The following is a 16,624-nucleotide window of genomic DNA, read 5'->3' as shown; positions in this document are numbered from 1 at the left end:
TTCGATACTTATGAGAATTGGGAACAGAATATGAGTACAGATTTTGACTGTGTTGTTATTGGTGCTGGACCTGGGGGTTATGTTGCAGCGATTACTGCAGCGCAACAAGGATTAAAGACCGCACTTATTGAAGAACAACAGGCCGGAGGCACATGTTTAAATCGTGGCTGTATTCCCTCTAAAGCTCTATTAGTAGGCGCAGGTATTGTTTCCCAAATTAAACATGCCAAGCAATTCGGGATAAACATTGATGGTTATTCCATAGATTACCCTGCAATGGTCCAAAGAAAAAATACTGTCATTAATGGCATACGTCAGGGATTGGAAGGGCTCATACGTAGTAATAAAATTACTATTTTGAATGGCCGAGGATCCTTAATTTCATCCACTGAGGTAAGGGTTAAAGGTCAAGATACTACAGTTATCAAAGCTAAATATATTATCATAGCTACAGGGTCAGAATCACGTCCCTTCCCAGGAGTTCCTTTCTCATCTCGTGTGCTATGCTCAACGGGCATTTTAAACCTCACAGAACTTCCTAAAAAGCTCGCCATTATCGGCGGAGGTGTTATTGGCTGTGAATTTGCTTCTCTGTTCAATACTTTAGGAGTAGAAATCACTATCATAGAAGTCGCTGATCAAATTCTTTCCGTGAATAATGCTGATATTTCTAGAACCATGTTGGATAAGTTTTCACGCCAGGGAATTCGCGTGCTTACTAAAGCGTCCATTGGACATTTAGAAGATATTGGTGACAGAGTAAAAATTACTGTGAATGATCAGACTGAAGAATACGATTATGTTCTAGTTGCCATTGGGCGTCAATTCAACACTACGGACATTGGATTGGATAATGCTGGAGTGATTCGCAACGAGCGTGGTATTATCCCTGTAGATGAGACTATGAGAACCAACGTCGCAAATATCTTTGCTATTGGAGATATCACAGGAAAATGGTTACTTGCTCACGTTGCTTCCCATCAGGGAGTTGTTGCAGGTAAAAATGCTGCAGGCCACAACGAAGTTATGGATTATTCAGCAGTACCTGCAGTAATTTTTACCTTCCCAGAAGTTGCTATGGTAGGTCTTTCTTTAGAGGCTGCCCAACAACAAAGCATTCCTGCGAAACTCACTAAGTTCCCTTTTAAAGCTATTGGCAAGGCAGTAGCTATGGCAGAAGCTGATGGCTTTGCGGCTATTATTAGCCATGAATCTACACAACAGATTCTTGGGGCTTATGTAGTAGGCCCTCATGCAGCATCATTAATTGCAGAAATGACATTAGCAGTACGTAATGAGCTAACTCTACCTTGTATCTATGAGACTATACATGCTCATCCAACTCTTGCTGAAGTTTGGGCAGAAAGCGCCCTATTAGCAACAAACCACCCTCTACACTTACCTCCTCCAAGACTATGAATGAAGCTTCCGATGAAACACAAAAACCTCAACAAGGTAAACGTTTCGCCGAGCGCCTTCCTAAATGGCTAAGGCAAGTTTTACCTAAAGGTTCAGTCTTTGCCCATACAGATGCCACTATAAAGCGCACGGGAATGGCTACAGTATGTGAAGAGGCCTTATGTCCTAACCGCACGCGTTGCTGGTCAAGAAAGACAGCAACATACCTAGCTTTAGGAGATGCGTGCACTAGACGATGTGGCTTTTGTAACATCGATTTTACGAAAAAACCCCTACCCCCTGATCCTGAAGAACCTCAAAAAATTGCAGAATCAGCAAAAATTCTTCAGCTTAAGCACATTGTTTTAACCATGGTAGCTCGTGATGATCTAGAGGATGGTGGCGCAAGTTGCTTAGTTCGCATTATTGATACCTTACATCAGGAACTTCCAGAGTCTACTGTAGAAATGCTAGCTTCAGATTTTCAAGGGAATGTTGATGCTCTACATACATTGTTAGATTCAGGATTAACTATTTATAATCATAATGTGGAAACTGTTGAACGGTTAACACCTGTAGTACGACATAAAGCAACATATCGCAGATCTTTATTTATGTTAGAGCAGGCAGCGCTGTATCTTCCTGATCTTAAAATCAAATCGGGAATTATGGTCGGGCTTGGAGAACAAGAAAGTGAAGTAAAACAAACATTAAAAGATCTTGCCAATCACGGAGTAAAAATCGTCACTATAGGACAATACCTACGTCCTTCTAGATTACATATACCGGTAAAAAGCTATGTCACTCCCGAAACTTTTGATTACTACCGTACAATGGGAGAGTCTTTAGGGCTCTTTGTTTATGCAGGACCTTTTGTCCGCTCTAGTTTCAATGCTGATATCGTTTTACATGACTTGGAAAATAAACACTCTGAAATGACGAAAATTTCGAACTAGTCTCCATCTTCGTGCTTATTTTTTTAAAACCAGCTTTGTTTATAAACGTCTTTTTTAGATCTAAACTTGTATAACTATAACCTTATATAAAAGAGTTTTTACGATCTCATGTTGATAGAAATCAAAAACATATTTATTGTTTAATGTTCACGATTGGCACTAATCCCCCCTTTTGTTATGGTGAGTAAAAAGGTATGCGTGGGTTATGTTTCGTAGTTCTATTTCTTGGTGCTTATTCTTTGTAATGACCTTATTTTGCTGTACAAGTTGTAACAGCAGATCGCTAATCGTTCATGGGCTTCCAGGAAGGGAAGCTAATGAGATTGTCGTTCTACTTGTTAGCAAAGGAGTCGCTGCTCAAAAGCAACCACAGGCTGCAGCTTCTACAGGAGGAGCCTCTACCGAACAGCTCTGGGATATTGCTGTTCCCGCTGCGCAAATTACCGAAGCTTTAGCAATTTTAAATCAAGCTGGCCTTCCTCGTATGAAAGGGACGAGCCTCTTAGACCTATTCGCCAAGCAAGGTCTTGTTCCATCAGAAATGCAGGAAAAGATCCGTTATCAAGAAGGTCTTTCCGAGCAAATGGCCTCTACTATTAGAAAGATGGATGGAATTGTAGACGCTAGCGTACAGATTTCTTTCACAACAGAAGCTGAAGACAACCTTCCTTTAACAGCCTCCGTCTATATCAAACATCGTGGAGTTTTAGATAATCCAAATAGCATCATGGTTTCTAAAATTAAGCGATTAGTTGCCAGTGCTGTTCCAGGTCTTTCTACAGAAAACGTTTCCGTTATTAGTGATCGCGCCTCTTATAGTGATATTACTATTAATGGTCCTTGGGGACTATCCGATGAAATCGATTATGTCTCCGTATGGGGAATTATCTTAGCGAAATCTTCATTAGGTAAATTCCGTCTTATCTTTTATTTCTTAATACTTACCTTATTCGTTATCTCTTGTGGATTACTTTGGGTAATTTGGAAAACGCATACATTGATTCTTTCCTTAGGTGGAGCAAAAGGTTTCTTCGACCCTTCTCCATATTCTAAAGTTGCCCTAGAAGCTAAGAAACCTGAAGAAGGTACTGGAGAGAAAAAAGAAGGACAACCAACGCAACCTAATCAAGAGGAAGCGGAAGGTCCTAAAGACAATGCACCAGAGGCATCAGAAGGAAACGAAGAAAATGAGGATGTCTAGTGACCGCCAACACTTTTGGAACTTTAAACATCTTGATGAAGTATTCCAAAGAGGATGACCTTGCAAATTTTCTTCCGGAAAATCTCCTAGTCACGCCCTCGCACCATGAGGATATTCCTCTAAGTTCTTTATCTTTTACCATGTGCTGGTTAGCGACAATTCATCCTTCATGGATTAGCGTAGCTATTAAAGACTTCCCAGAAGTAATACAAAGCCAGTTACTCTCTTGGTTGCCAGACTCTTTAATTCAGGAATTAACTCCACTACTTCCAAAGATTTCCATTGCGAAGCAACGTTGCTCTAATTTCGGAGCTTTCTACCTATTAGATATGTTGAGCAAAAAAATCCGTCCTCCAGGAATTACTGAAGAGATATTTCTTCCACCTTCGCCGTTCAATGCTATGCTGTATTACTCAGGAACGACAAAGATGACATTGATTAATTGTTTAGGATTATTCGCTATAGCAAAAGAACTAAGAAATATTGTTGATAAAGTGATCATCGATCGTGTACATAAAGTCCTCTCTCCTACGGAACAACTGTTTCTATCTTATTGCCAATCACATCCTATGAAACACCTTGAAACAACTGAATTTTTAGTTTCTTGGGATAGCGATAATGATTTCCGTAATTTTATTCACAAACAAGGCTTACAGTTTCTTGCTATAGCATTAGCAAAAGAAGATGCCTCCTTCCTTTGGTATTTTCTACGTAGGTTGGATATCGGCCGGGGATATATTTTTGAACAAGCTCTACGAAAATCTTATGAACACTCCCATAGTGACTATTTTAAGAGCCAGTTAGAATTATGTATTAAGATCTTAGTACAATAAGACCTCTATAACTCAGAGCATGAAATAGCATAAAGAGACTTTCTTTTTCTCCTTGCGTATGAGTCGATTGTTAATAATAAGGAATTAAAACAACAAAAGAAGGAGCAGCGTTTCCTCCCTAAACTTTAAGAAATCTCAGGGTTTTCTACGCTGTCAAATAGATGAAGTTTTTTAGTTTAATTTTTAAACATGATGAAGTCGCACCGAATAAAAAAATCCTTTCTCCTGAGGCTTTTTCAGCTCTGCTTGATGCTAAAGAACTCCTAGACAAAACAAAAGAAGATAGTGAATCTTACACTAATGAAACAAAACAGGAGTGTGAGGTGCTTCGTAAAGAAGCTAAGGATCAAGGATTCAAAGAAGGCAGCGAACAATGGAGCTCTCAGCTTGCTTATTTAGAAAAAGAAACTCATGATCTTCGTAATAAAGTTAAGGAAGCTCTTGTTCCTTTAGCAATTGCTAGTGTGAAAAAGATTCTCGGTAAGGAATTAGAAATTCATCCCGAAGCGATAGTTTCTATCATTGCCAAAGCATTGAAAGAGCTCACCCAACATAAAAAAATTATTATTCACGTAAATCCAAAAGATCTCCCAATTGTTGAGCAAAATCGTCCTGAGTTGAAGAAAATTGTCGAGTACGCTGACACTTTAATCATTGCCCCTAAAGCTGATGTTACCCAAGGGGGTTGTGTTATAGAAACAGAAGCTGGTATTGTAAATGCTCAATTGGATGTACAATTAGCTGCTTTAGAAAAAGCGTTCTCTACTATACTAAAACAACAAAATCCTGTAGATGAACCTCAACCTAAGCAACAAGCACCTGCAGATAAAGCTCAGGGCAAGCAAGAATAAAGGTATTTGACATCATGCGTTTCATTTTTCGTACTTTCCTTTGTATGTTTATCTTGAGCGCACCGTGGTGTTTTGCAGATACCTACGATTCGTCTTGTCCTTCTCGCTGTAATCCTCCTAAACCTACAGAATTGTCGATAGCTGCTCAACAACCTGAGGTGAAGAAAACTTATCCTCAGCCGACTTTCCGAGAAAGAGTAACTGCTAATGATGTGCTTCCTCAAGAACATCTTTCTGAAGGGAGTTTTTCAGATACATATCCGGATCTGACAACACAGGCAGTTATCTTAATTTTCTTAGCATTATCACCTTTCCTCGTGATGTTGCTAACATCATACTTAAAAATTATCATTACTCTTGTTCTATTAAGGAACGCTTTGGGTGTTCAGCAAACGCCCCCTAGCCAGGTCCTTAATGGCATAGCATTGATTCTTTCTATTTATGTGATGTTTCCTACAGGAGTTGCTATGTACAACGACGCTAGGAAAGAGATACAAGGAAATACCATTCCCAGAGATTTATTCTCTGCAGAAGGCGCTGAAACTGTTTTCGTAGCGTTGAATAAATCTAAAGAACCTTTACGATCCTTTTTAATACGCAATACACCGAAAGCTCAGATCCAAAGTTTCTATAAGATTTCTCAGAAAACGTTTCCACAGGAGATCCGTGAGCATATGACCGCCTCGGATTTCGTGATTATTATTCCTGCTTTTATTATGGGGCAGATTAAAAATGCTTTTGAAATTGGCGTTCTAATTTACCTACCGTTTTTTGTGATCGACCTAGTCACAGCGAACGTTTTGGTAGCTATGCAAATGATGATGCTTTCCCCATTATCTATTTCGCTACCATTAAAATTACTTCTTGTTGTGATGGTGGATGGTTGGACGTTATTACTTCAAGGTCTCATGATTAGCTTTAAATAGGGATATGCCGTGATAGCACTTGCCGCAAGCTTTAAATCCATGCTCTTTGAGTATTCATATCAGTCATTGTTACTGATTTTGATTATCTCTGCGCCTCCTATTATCCTTGCCTCTATTGTCGGTATCATGGTCGCAATTTTCCAAGCCGCAACGCAAATCCAAGAGCAAACATTTGCTTTTGCTATCAAACTCGTTGTTATTTTTGGTACCTTGATGATTTCCGGAGGATGGCTAAGCAATATGATTTTCCGTTTTGCCTCTCAGATCTTCCAAAACTTTTATAAATGGAAATAAACAGCTATGGCAATCTCTTTACCAGAGCTTGTTTCTGTTTTTGGTTCTTCATATCTTGATTATATTTTGCAAAAGCCTCCAGCTTACGTATGGAGCGTATTTTTGCTTCTTTTATCTCGATTACTTCCTATATTTGCTATTGTTCCCTTCCTAGGAGGCAAGTTATTTCCAGCACCTATTAAAATAGGTATTGCGCTTTCTTGGGTGGCTATTATTTTCCCTAAGGTGCTGATGAGCACGCATATTGCAAATTATCTAGACGATGATGTCTTCTATATTCTCATTGTCAAGGAACTTTGCATAGGTACGTTAATTGGTTTCATCCTATCTTTTCCTTTCTATGCTGCCCAGTCTGCAGGATCGTTTATTACCAACCAACAGGGTATTCAAGGCTTAGAGGGAGCAACATCACTGATCTCCATCGAGCAAACTTCTCCTCATGGAATCTTCTATCATTACTTTGTAACTATTGTCTTCTGGCTTTCTGGAGGACATAGGATTGTTTTAACACTTTTATTGCAATCTCTGGAGATAATCCCTATTCATAAGTTTCTCCCTATGGAGATGATGTCGTTAGATGCGCCAATTTGGATTACGCTAATTAAAATGTGTCAGCTATGTCTTATTATGACTATCCAACTTAGCGCTCCAGCAGCAGTAGCCATGCTCATGTCTGATTTATTCTTAGGAATCATCAATAGGATGGCCCCACAAGTTCAGGTTATCTATCTTCTTTCTGCTTTGAAAGCCTTCATGGGTCTATTATTCCTAACTCTTGCCTGGTGGTTCATAGTCAAGCAAATCGACTATTTCACTTTAGCTTGGTTTAAAGAAGCTCCCATCATGCTTTTAGGATCCAGCCCTAAAGTTCTATAGGAAAGGAACTTTCTAAAATAACGATAGTTATAGAAAAAATAGAAATACAGCGCGGAAAAGCTACCCGAGTTAAGCAGCTTTTCTCGCTAAAATTCCTCTAGATTATAGAGGTTTTTGAGAAGAGTCATTGCTCTTATTGTCTTTGTTATCTCCAAGTAAAACAAGAATCAAACACAAGACTAAAAATGATAGTGTAAAAGGGAAGACGTTCAGAAGAAAGAATAGCAATAAACCACAAAGAAGAGCGTTCTTTGCAGGGCCGTTCTTGGCGTAGTAGCTTTGAAGATTTTTCAAAACAGTACGAATCTCAGGATAAAAACCTAGCACCACACCACAGGCGACGAATAAGCCTCCAACCCAAGATACAAAATCAGTAATAATACCAACTAGGACTAGTGCTCCACTAATGGCTTCGCGAGCGTGATGAGAAAAGAACCTCTTCATTCTTCCCACTTTAGGATTGGCATGCAAATCCTTCACCTTACGCTTCAAAGACTCAAACTGAGAGGACGACTCTTTCGAAGAAGAGTTTTCTTTTGGTGTCTCATCTGCCATGGCCTTACCTTTAAAAATCTTTTTTTATTTAAAAATACTTATAATACACAATTATCAAAAAAAATATTTAAAGATAAATAAGAAATTTCTAATTATAATTTACTACTCTTTGGAGAACAGCGACATCGAGAAACAGTGCCTGTTTCTGGATCAATAAGATAAATATAATCTCCAGCACTTCCTAATGTAAAATCGAAGATCTTTTTATTCAGCAGTGGAAGTAAGTCATATTGAGAGAGAAGAACCTGGGTTTTATCCCTTAATTCCATACGAAAATCGGTGCGTGTTTTAAACAGCTCTAAAGCTGCTGCCTCTCCATGCTCTTGAATAGACTGTTCTTGACGTTTTACACTTTCCCAGATTCCCCCACGAAGAGCGTCTAGCTCCCGGCATGCAACCGGGTGATCTATAATAGCTTCTAAAAGCAAAGGGTCAGCAAATATTAGATTTAATTTAATTAAACCTTGGGACTTTTCCTCATAGTGAAGAAAGTTCAGAAGAGATTGGGTTGTTTTAGAACCACGCAGCATTGTGTAGAGAATATCTGCTTCTTGAGAGGGTAGGGTGAGAGTCTCGATAACATCGGGACCGAACTTTTTCCCTCCCTCTAGAATTTCTGTTCTTTTACCTAGCAAAGCTTCGGTAATTGCATATTCTGATCCTGGAGGGACACATCCGGTATCTACATAAACACGTTTTAACAAGCGCACAAATATCGCATGCCAAGACGCTGGATCTGCATAATGTTCCGGAGATTCTTGCATGAGAGCATAGAGGTTAAATCGAGAGTTATTCGGTGGTCGTGAAAATGGTACTTTTAGAAGACGGTATTTACGTTTTTTCTTAGTAGCTACCTTTGCTGTCTTTTTTGGAGAAGAAATCTCTTCGTCTTTAGATATCTTCTCTACAGCGGAAATCTTTTTAGATTTTTCCTGATATTCCACTTCGGCACATGCTGAACGCTGTGCGGTAAAGAGATTCTCATTACTTTCAATAATCCGAGAACATACGCAACGCTTCCTCGCATTTACAGCATCAAAAGATACCATTGAAATTAAGGAAGCCAGACATAATAAAGTAAAAATGTAAGACTGCATAGCTATTTCCCCAACGCGAATTGGTACGACAATATCCGCTCACTACCCTCAGGGAAACTCCTATGAATTACTATCAGTAATCTCTCCGGAAGTTCCTGATCCCCGGTGTTCCTCTGAGGAACAATATCTATTTTCGAGACGTTATCTAAAAGTAATGCCGTTTCTACCTTAGTATGATTTCGCAAACTGCGTATTTGTAATTCTAATCGGCCTAGACTTTGATGATAGTATAGAGAGCCGGCGACTTCTCCGGCAAGCTCAGGATCTCGATACACACCTCGATCAAAAACTACTGAGCATAAAGCTCCTGGGATCTCTTCAATGTGGGATGTCGCACAAAATACCGTTCGCAATTTTTTATAAGCGTAGCTTTCCTGTAAAAAAGTTTTGTAAACACGCTCATTGCGTCTGTTAGAACAAAACATCTGCCTTTGCCAAAACCCCAAAACACTAAAAAGCAGGGCAAACAGGGTTATGGATACTAGAACTTCCATAAGCAGGAAGGACCGCTTCCTTTTTTTTGAGGATGTTATATTACTACGCATACGCTTCTTTGCACGGACGTTGTATATTTTTGATTAGGGAAAATCTCGATGACAACATCTGCAAAACATGCTTTTACAATGTTAGCCTCTACACGCACTCCCTTACGAATATCCATAGAATATACATAGGGAACACGAATTTCATTTCCTTGACTCGTATAAACAACACAGGAAAGCTCTCCAGAACCCGATGTGGGAAAATTTCCATTGAGCATTTGCTCCCGCATGTTATCTTCAACAGCAAAAAAACAATTATCAATCACAGCGGGCAACTGTAGATTAACAATATCGTCTTCAAAAGATCTACGAACGCCACAATAAAAACGGATGCAGGGCATTAGCACTAGACAAACTAGTGATAACGACAGCAATACCTCTATCAGCAGAAAACTCCGCTTTGATCTTTTTTTATGAAGCGTCATAGGGATCTCTATCCGCGCTTACTATTTGTTCCCGCGGCTCTTTGAGAAAAGACTATCAAATCATCACCCTGATCATTGAGTTTTACAACGATGTCTTCTCCCCAAGCATCTTTCAATAATTTCTTCCCGTCTTTGCACCATGCGGCTCCTTCAAGAACAGATTCTTTCTGATCTACGATCTCTCTTAGAGACGCTCCTCCAGTTGCATACTCCATCATTAGGATGTCGTAGACTTTGGCACAATTTTGCTCTGATTGAAAAACTTTCCCTTTTTGAATGCTGCCGCGCATATTAAAAGCTAAAGCTCCTCCAACAATACCGATCAATGTGATAACAACCATCATCTCGATTAATGTGATGGACTGTTTACGTTTTTGTTTTTTCATAACTTTTGCCCTGTTTGTTCTATAAAATTTGAATATTGCTTGTTAGCGGGATAAGTATTGCCAACATAATAATTCCTATAATTCCTCCAAGAAACACAAGGATAACTGGTTGGCACCATGAGGTTATCCAGGTTAGTGTTTTTTGGGTATCTTCATTATAAATATGAGCGACATGCCCCAACACATCAGCAAGCTCTCCGGATTCTTCTCCTAAAGAGACCATGCCTAATGCTAATTTCGGCACCCAAGGTCGTTTTGCTAATTCTTTACTTAATGAGCTTCCCTCGATAACGGCGTGGATTATTTGTTTCATGTCCTCACGCAACATATCGTAAGGAACCGCCCCACAGCCTAACTCTAGTCCTTCTATCAGCGTCCCTCCACCGCGAAGAATCGCTGAAACTACTGAACAAAATCTGCTAAATCCTAATTTGATAAAGAATTTCTTCACCCCGGGAATTGAAAATAGGGTTTTTTCAAACCATTTTTTCCAAAAGGGTTTACGTCGTGTGACGGCTATACCCGCTATCCCAGCTCCTAATGTCGCAAGAAGAAGATACTTATACTTACAAACAAAATCGCTAAGACCAAATACTATAGATGTAAGTGTGTTAGGCTCCATATTCTCAAATGTCTCTTTCAAAGAGGGAATGACTCCTGTGAGGAAAAAGAGAATTACAGCTACAGAAAACACAAGTAAAACTATTGGGTAGCTAAGAGCTGCCATAAGCTTCTTAGACATTTGCTCACGTTCTTCTAGAACAACGATAATGTTTTGCAGACATCCTTCTAAATTACCGACACTTTCTCCAGCGAGGACAGCGCTGCGATAAAAATTATCAAAAATATCAGGATACGCTGCCATTGCCTGTGACAAAGATCCTCCCGAACGCAAATTTTCCATGAATGCCGTCAATAATCCTGACATTCCCTGTCCCTGATACTGATCTCGAAGGGAAGATAAGCTTTCATATAGAGGTAATCCTGAACGAAGAAGAAGAAGCATCTGTTTTGAGAAGATGATCAGCTCGCTATTTTTTATCCGTACACGACGTGGAGGCACTTCCCGAATAGAGAGTAGCTTTACCCCCTGTTGGGCAAGTTTTTCTCTTGCTTCTTGAATATGTAATGCTTCTAACCAATCTTGTTTACGTCGTTCTTTTGCATTGAGGTAGGTATAGCGATAGCGTGGCATATCTTTATCCCCTCCTTAGTCATACCGTTTCGTAACACGGAATACTTCTGCTAATGTTGTCTCTCCCGACAACGCTAAAGCAACTCCATGTTGCAGTAATGGACGAAATCCCTTGTGTTCAGCGTGTTCTCGCAATACATGATAGGGTTTATGCATGGCAATTTCAGAACGTAAAGCTGTATCAGGATGTAGGAATTCGTAAATTCCCTGACGTCCTTTATATCCTGAGCGAAAACAATGAGAACATCCCTTTCCACGATATAGCACGACATCGGGATCTTGACCTATAGACTCTAAGAATACCCGTTCTTGAACATCTGCTGCGCATTGCTCCTTACAATGGGGGCAGATTTTCCTTACTAATCTTTGTGCAACAACACCGATGATTGTTGCTGATAATAAGTAAGGCTCTACTCCCATATCTAAAAGACGGGGAATCGCAGAAACTGCGTCATTAGTATGCAACGTGCTTACAACAAGGTGCCCTGTTAGCGCTGCTTGTATAGCAATTTCTGCTGTTTCCTGATCACGAATTTCTCCAACCATCAAAACATCCGGATCTTGACGTAATAAATGTCTTAAACCGCAAGCAAATGACAAACCAATCTTTGGCTTCACTGCAATTTGAGCTATCCCAGATAGCTTATACTCAGGAGGATCTTCTATTGTCATGATATTGGTAAAAGGTCCTGAAAGATGTTGGATAACACTATAAAGTGTTGTTGTTTTTCCACTTCCCGTAGGGCCTGTTACTAAAAGTATCCCCTCAGGAACTGCAATCACCTCTTTAAAAGAATTTTCGATATCTTTAGGCATTTGCAATCCGGAGATATCTAAAATCACATTACGCTTATCTAAAATCCTAAGAACAACGCGTTCGCCATAAATTACAGGAACGGTGCTGACACGCATATCAATTTCCTGACCACCTATTTGGATTTTTATTCTTCCATCTTGAGGGAGACGATGCTCCGCAATGTCCATCTTCGCTAATACTTTAATCCTAGTGATTAATGCTGAACGTAGATGCGCGGGAGGAGAATGCCGATCGTGCAAAACTCCGTCTATACGGTAGCGAATGCGTAAAGAATCTTCCAAAGGTTCAAAATGAATATCCGAGGTGCGTTCCTCAATAGCCTCTTTTAAAATCAGGTTTAAAAAGCGTACGACAGGGACAGAATCCGTACTTTCTAAAAGATCTTCCTCTTCATTTATTTGAGCGGAGTCGCCTTCTTTCATGCTTAACAGCATATCAGACGCCTTCCCCTCTAAATTCGAGTAGATCTTTTGTAAACTCTGTAAAATATCTGTCTCATCTTTAAGAACGAAAAGCACAGGCTTTTTTATAAGCAGCTGCACTTCATCTTTCGCCATGAGTGAAGTAATCTTCGCATAAGCTATCGTTACACTATTTTCCTGCTCTTGTATTGGCAACAAACAATGCTTCTTTAAAAAGCTGTAGGGCAGAGCGTTTAAAAGCTCTTGAGATAGTAGAGTTTTACCGGCCGTCATACTCTAGCCCCTCTACTTGAGACGCTGGTAGTTCTATGGCAGAAATCAGTTCTAGTTTTTTATGTGCCGCTTTTGCAGCCTCTTCTCCAGCGAATAGTGCTTTACGAAATTCAGTATTTTCTCCAGGACGTGAAGAAAGAATAGCTTCTTCATGACGCTCTTTTTTCTCTACAGGATTATCAAGAATTTTCGGAGTGATGAATACAAACATTTCTGTTTGACTATCAGATGTAGAATTCATCCCGAATAACTTCCCTACACCAGGAATCTCCCCAAGGAAAGGAATACCATCTTGAGCATCAGAAGCATGCTTACAACGTAAACCTCCGATAATTACCGTTTCTCCATCAGGAATACGCACTTTATTGGTGATATTACGTCGAGTAACATCAGGACGCTCATTAGTATTTTTCCCTGTAGTATCAAAGGTAATGTCCGTCTCTAAGGTAATATAGCTTTTCCCATCTTCCTCGCCTACATTAATTACAGGAAGCATTTTGATCATAATTCCGTATTGAGCACGATTATACTGAGCTTTTTCCTTATCTGCGGAAATTGCTATCGACATTTCTTCCACAATTGCAATTCTTGCAGGAGTTTGGTTCATTGTCACAACAGAGGGACTTGCATTTATGCGTACATCTTCTTGAGCCATTAAAAATTGATAAGCAAGATCATAGCCGGGAATCAAAGAAGATCCGGTGCTTCCTTTGAATAGAAACTCTAAGATCCCCGAGCTTGTCCAAGAGACAGCTGCGGATGTTTTCTTACAAACTTCTTCTCCAAGTCTTAAAAGATTTAATCCTGCCTTACGCTGATTGGAAAGCTTTCTTTCAAATAGCAAAACTTCGATACGAACCATTTTCTTAGGCACATCGAGTTTTTTTAATAACATCTTAATTCTAGGGAGAGCTTCTTTCTCTACAACCATGATCAAAGTGCCGGTCTTAGAATCTGCTATGAAGTTCCCATATTTCACAGAACCTTCTTTAGCGGTTCCCACTGAAGATGTATCGATATGTATCGTAGAAGCAGCTTCTCTTAGCATAGTTTCAGAAGAAGCAAGCGCACCCCCTTCCTTACCTGCAAAAACATCGTGTACCTGAGATAGTAATACTGCGAGTTCTTGAGGATCAGAGTGCTTCACACTATACCAAAAGACAGTTTTGTCTGTGGGGTTCTCAATCCCCTCTTCAAGATCTTTAATCAAATCAATTGCTTGATGAACTAAAGTAGCTGTACCACTTAAAAATAAAGAGCGTCCTTGATGTTGTAGAGGAACAACTTTAAGACCGAGGTTTTCCTCGTCTCCCTCTTTAGTAATATCTTCTCGAAAAGCTGCCTTAAGAATAGAGATCATTTCAGAAGCTTCTATCTTTGTTAAGGGAACAACGCGATATTCCTGACGAACGCTATCTTCTTGGATAAAATCGTAAATTTTAAGAAGCTCGCTAATTTCCCCAACAGAGCCAAACACCCATAATTTCCCTCCAAAAAGATCAATATGCGTGGTGTCAAGATTAGCAAATTTTCTTAAGATATGCTGATCTGCACGAACGTCGATATTTTTCGAGTTTAACACATAACCGATATAGGAAGTTGAGGGGAGTAAATCTAAATCCTTTCTAGAAGAAAAGACTCCAGCAACCCCACAGCCCTCTTTATGAGTTATATAGAGCTCTTTAATCCACGGGCTTACCTGACGCACACCAATACCAAGACGTGTTAGCAATTGGGTGAGACACTCTTCAAAACCCTCTTTGGGAACAGTAAATTTTGATAGCGCTGAGACTTTAATCGATCCAATATCTTGAGGCACTAGATAAACAATGTTATCTTCTCCGTAATCAGAAACTAAATTATAAATTGTCGTCTCAGGATGATGCCACAAGGCGTAATCATCAGGATTTTCTCCTCTTTCGCGAATCTCTGCTGACCAAAGATTTTCTATATGCTTAATTTGCTTTTTAACCTCTGCCAGCTTACTTAGAAGCTCTTTCCATCGCATTTCGTCTTCACATCCTGATGCTCGTAAAGCTGCAGCCTCGTCGTAAAGATTTTTCAGCTGAAGGTTGCACTCCTTCATATCCGCATTGAATGAAGCCAGCCCAAGGGAACTATCTATAAAATCTCTGGATTTTTCTAAGGACGCGGCTTTTTCCGAAATAGTCAAAGCTAAACCAGGCACGCAACATGCCAGTCCCGATAAACCAAAGAAATAAACTAAAGGATTACGCAAAAAACGCATTTAAGATCCCCCACGATTGGTTCCCTCACCGCCTACAAGTGGTTGTCGTCCTGGAGACACCTCTTCTTTAGCGGAAGAGGATCCAGAATCAAAACCCTGTTTTAAAGGCAGTGTCACAGACTCTACTAACGTCCTTTGTGCATTAAATACATGAGCACGAACGACAAACTCTCTAGAATCTTTTTCTAATTTATCAAAAACCAATAACGGCCCTTGAGTCTTTCCTGAAAGGTAGTCTTCTAACTGTTCTTTGCGAGAAATTTTCTCCCAAGTTTTTCCGGTGTAGACCACCCAATCATCGGGAGAAAGGATCATCCTTTGTCCCCCTGCTTGTATAATAGGACGGGACCAGGAACGCATCCCAACAAATTCAAATTCCTTAACGATCTCAGTAATCTCTATAGGAGAACTCATGGTTTTTACTAAACTCATGGACTGATGGGATGTTCCCCCTACGTTCCACAGCTCTATCACCATGACTTTTTCGTCTATTTTCTTAACTTCTAATAAAGGTGCCTGAGAACTCTCTCCTCGAAACTCCCCACAGGTTTGCCAGCAATTTCCATCCCAAAGCAAAACATCCCCGACAGTAAGATAACGGCTATAATTCTCATCAGATAGCGAGACGAAGTCTACGCGTTCCTTAACAGCCTTATCGGCATAATCGGCCCCACCATGCATCAAAAGGAACTTATCACTCCCCACACGACGAATCTTTTGTTTCACAGGGAAACTCGCATCCACACGAATGCCGCCAATTTCCCAAGATTCCAAGCCTTTAGCGGGAGCAGTCAAAAATAAGGTCTCCCTCTCCTTCGGAGAGACAACTAATTCCCTATTTACGCCCATTAAACGCACTTTTACTTCTATACGGTTATCTACACTCAAAGGACGACATTCCAACCACAAGTCTGTAGGCTTCCCTTCGGGACTAAAAGTAAACATCCCACCATCAGGGGAAGGAATAACCTGTAAATATATTTTTTCATTAGCTCCAGCCACGCAGGAATCTTTAGAAGTAGCCAGTTCTAAAAAAAATTTGCCTCCAAAAGCATCGGGACGCTTATTGCTCCCTAAAAACACGAGCTCCTGCCTAAGATCAGGGAGTCTTTCCCTAAGCTCGGGAAACTCTAGAGACCAGATCCCTGAAGAGACGTTTTGAGCCATAGGAAACGTCTTTTGTTTTCCGTTCGCACCATCGAATTTCAAAGAAATACTATAAAGATTTTCTAAATGATTCGGGGCTCCACACACCATCCAGAGTAAAGCAGCGATACTTATCAGACTGTAGCCTATCGAAAAAAGCTGGTGCATATTAGAAACAAACTA

Annotated in this window: 17 protein-coding genes; 8 read left to right on the top strand and 9 right to left on the bottom strand. The window is 40.0% G+C overall.

Features of this window, described 5'->3' with window-relative positions:
- Positions 1–30 precede the first annotated feature (30 nt).
- From lpdA to O6937_RS01870, 8 genes are all read left to right on the top strand, one after another.
- Entirely contained in the window at positions 31–1,419 is a 1,389-nt protein-coding gene (gene lpdA, locus O6937_RS01905; protein WP_332389988.1) for a dihydrolipoyl dehydrogenase, read from the top strand.
- On the top strand, positions 1,416–2,354 hold the full coding sequence (gene lipA / locus O6937_RS01900) for a lipoyl synthase (RefSeq protein WP_332389987.1): 939 nt from the start codon (positions 1,416–1,418) through the stop codon (positions 2,352–2,354). Before lpdA ends, lipA begins: the two co-directional genes overlap by 4 nt.
- 205 nt (positions 2,355–2,559) lie before the next feature.
- Positions 2,560–3,555 carry a type III secretion system inner membrane ring lipoprotein SctJ gene (sctJ, locus tag O6937_RS01895; RefSeq protein WP_332389986.1) on the top strand — a complete coding sequence of 332 codons (996 nt, stop codon included), beginning with the start codon at positions 2,560–2,562 and terminating at the stop codon, positions 3,553–3,555.
- Positions 3,555–4,388, top strand: a complete 834-nt coding sequence (locus O6937_RS01890) for a hypothetical protein (RefSeq protein ID WP_332389985.1) — start codon at positions 3,555–3,557, stop codon at positions 4,386–4,388. The genes sctJ and O6937_RS01890 overlap by 1 nt, the downstream gene beginning before the upstream one ends.
- Before the next feature lie 161 nt (positions 4,389–4,549).
- Positions 4,550–5,239, top strand: coding sequence for an HrpE/YscL family type III secretion apparatus protein (locus O6937_RS01885; RefSeq protein WP_332389984.1), 690 nt, complete (start codon positions 4,550–4,552; stop codon positions 5,237–5,239).
- A 14-nt stretch (positions 5,240–5,253) separates the two neighbouring features.
- Complete coding sequence (gene sctR / locus O6937_RS01880) at positions 5,254–6,165, top strand: type III secretion system export apparatus subunit SctR (RefSeq protein WP_332389983.1); 912 nt, start codon at positions 5,254–5,256, stop codon at positions 6,163–6,165.
- A 9-nt stretch (positions 6,166–6,174) separates the two neighbouring features.
- Positions 6,175–6,459, top strand: coding sequence for a type III secretion system export apparatus subunit SctS (gene sctS / locus O6937_RS01875; RefSeq protein ID WP_006343598.1), 285 nt, complete (start codon positions 6,175–6,177; stop codon positions 6,457–6,459).
- A 6-nt stretch (positions 6,460–6,465) separates the two neighbouring features.
- A complete protein-coding gene (locus O6937_RS01870; protein WP_213241768.1) occupies positions 6,466–7,335 on the top strand; it encodes an EscT/YscT/HrcT family type III secretion system export apparatus protein in 870 nt (289 codons plus the stop codon).
- Between the two features lie 102 nt (positions 7,336–7,437).
- Here O6937_RS01870 and O6937_RS01865 read toward each other — a convergent pair whose 3' ends face one another.
- The 9 genes from O6937_RS01865 to O6937_RS01825 form a co-directional block, all read right to left on the bottom strand.
- Positions 7,438–7,890, bottom strand: a complete 453-nt coding sequence (locus O6937_RS01865) for a hypothetical protein (RefSeq protein ID WP_213241770.1) — start codon at positions 7,888–7,890, stop codon at positions 7,438–7,440.
- A 92-nt stretch (positions 7,891–7,982) separates the two neighbouring features.
- Complete coding sequence (locus tag O6937_RS01860) at positions 7,983–8,987, bottom strand: hypothetical protein (RefSeq protein ID WP_332389982.1); 1,005 nt, start codon at positions 8,985–8,987, stop codon at positions 7,983–7,985.
- 2 nt (positions 8,988–8,989) lie between these two features.
- The gene (locus tag O6937_RS01855; protein ID WP_434601906.1) at positions 8,990–9,532 is read right to left on the bottom strand and encodes a DUF1494 domain-containing protein; all 543 of its coding nucleotides are present in this window, start codon (positions 9,530–9,532) and stop codon (positions 8,990–8,992) included.
- A complete protein-coding gene (locus O6937_RS01850) occupies positions 9,517–9,954 on the bottom strand; it encodes a type II secretion system protein (protein ID WP_332389981.1) in 438 nt (145 codons plus the stop codon). The genes O6937_RS01855 and O6937_RS01850 overlap by 16 nt, the downstream gene beginning before the upstream one ends.
- An 8-nt stretch (positions 9,955–9,962) precedes the next feature.
- The gene (locus tag O6937_RS01845) at positions 9,963–10,340 is read right to left on the bottom strand and encodes a type II secretion system protein (RefSeq protein ID WP_332380920.1); all 378 of its coding nucleotides are present in this window, start codon (positions 10,338–10,340) and stop codon (positions 9,963–9,965) included.
- A gap of 19 nt (positions 10,341–10,359) precedes the next feature.
- A complete protein-coding gene (locus O6937_RS01840) occupies positions 10,360–11,535 on the bottom strand; it encodes a type II secretion system F family protein (RefSeq protein ID WP_332389980.1) in 1,176 nt (391 codons plus the stop codon).
- A 15-nt stretch (positions 11,536–11,550) separates the two neighbouring features.
- Positions 11,551–13,047, bottom strand: coding sequence for a GspE/PulE family protein (locus tag O6937_RS01835; protein WP_332389979.1), 1,497 nt, complete (start codon positions 13,045–13,047; stop codon positions 11,551–11,553).
- Positions 13,034–15,295, bottom strand: coding sequence for a type II secretion system protein GspD (locus O6937_RS01830; protein ID WP_332389978.1), 2,262 nt, complete (start codon positions 15,293–15,295; stop codon positions 13,034–13,036). Before O6937_RS01830 ends, O6937_RS01835 begins: the two co-directional genes overlap by 14 nt.
- Positions 15,296–16,609 carry a hypothetical protein gene (locus O6937_RS01825; RefSeq protein ID WP_332389977.1) on the bottom strand — a complete coding sequence of 438 codons (1,314 nt, stop codon included), beginning with the start codon at positions 16,607–16,609 and terminating at the stop codon, positions 15,296–15,298.
- Between the last annotated feature and the right edge of the window lie 15 nt (positions 16,610–16,624).

This window comes from Chlamydia sp. 04-14 (assembly GCF_036632095.1).
Taxonomy (GTDB): Bacteria; Chlamydiota; Chlamydiia; order Chlamydiales; family Chlamydiaceae; genus Chlamydia.
The sequence above is the reverse complement of the archived record's forward strand: the minus strand, read 5'-3'. Positions and strand labels throughout refer to the sequence as shown.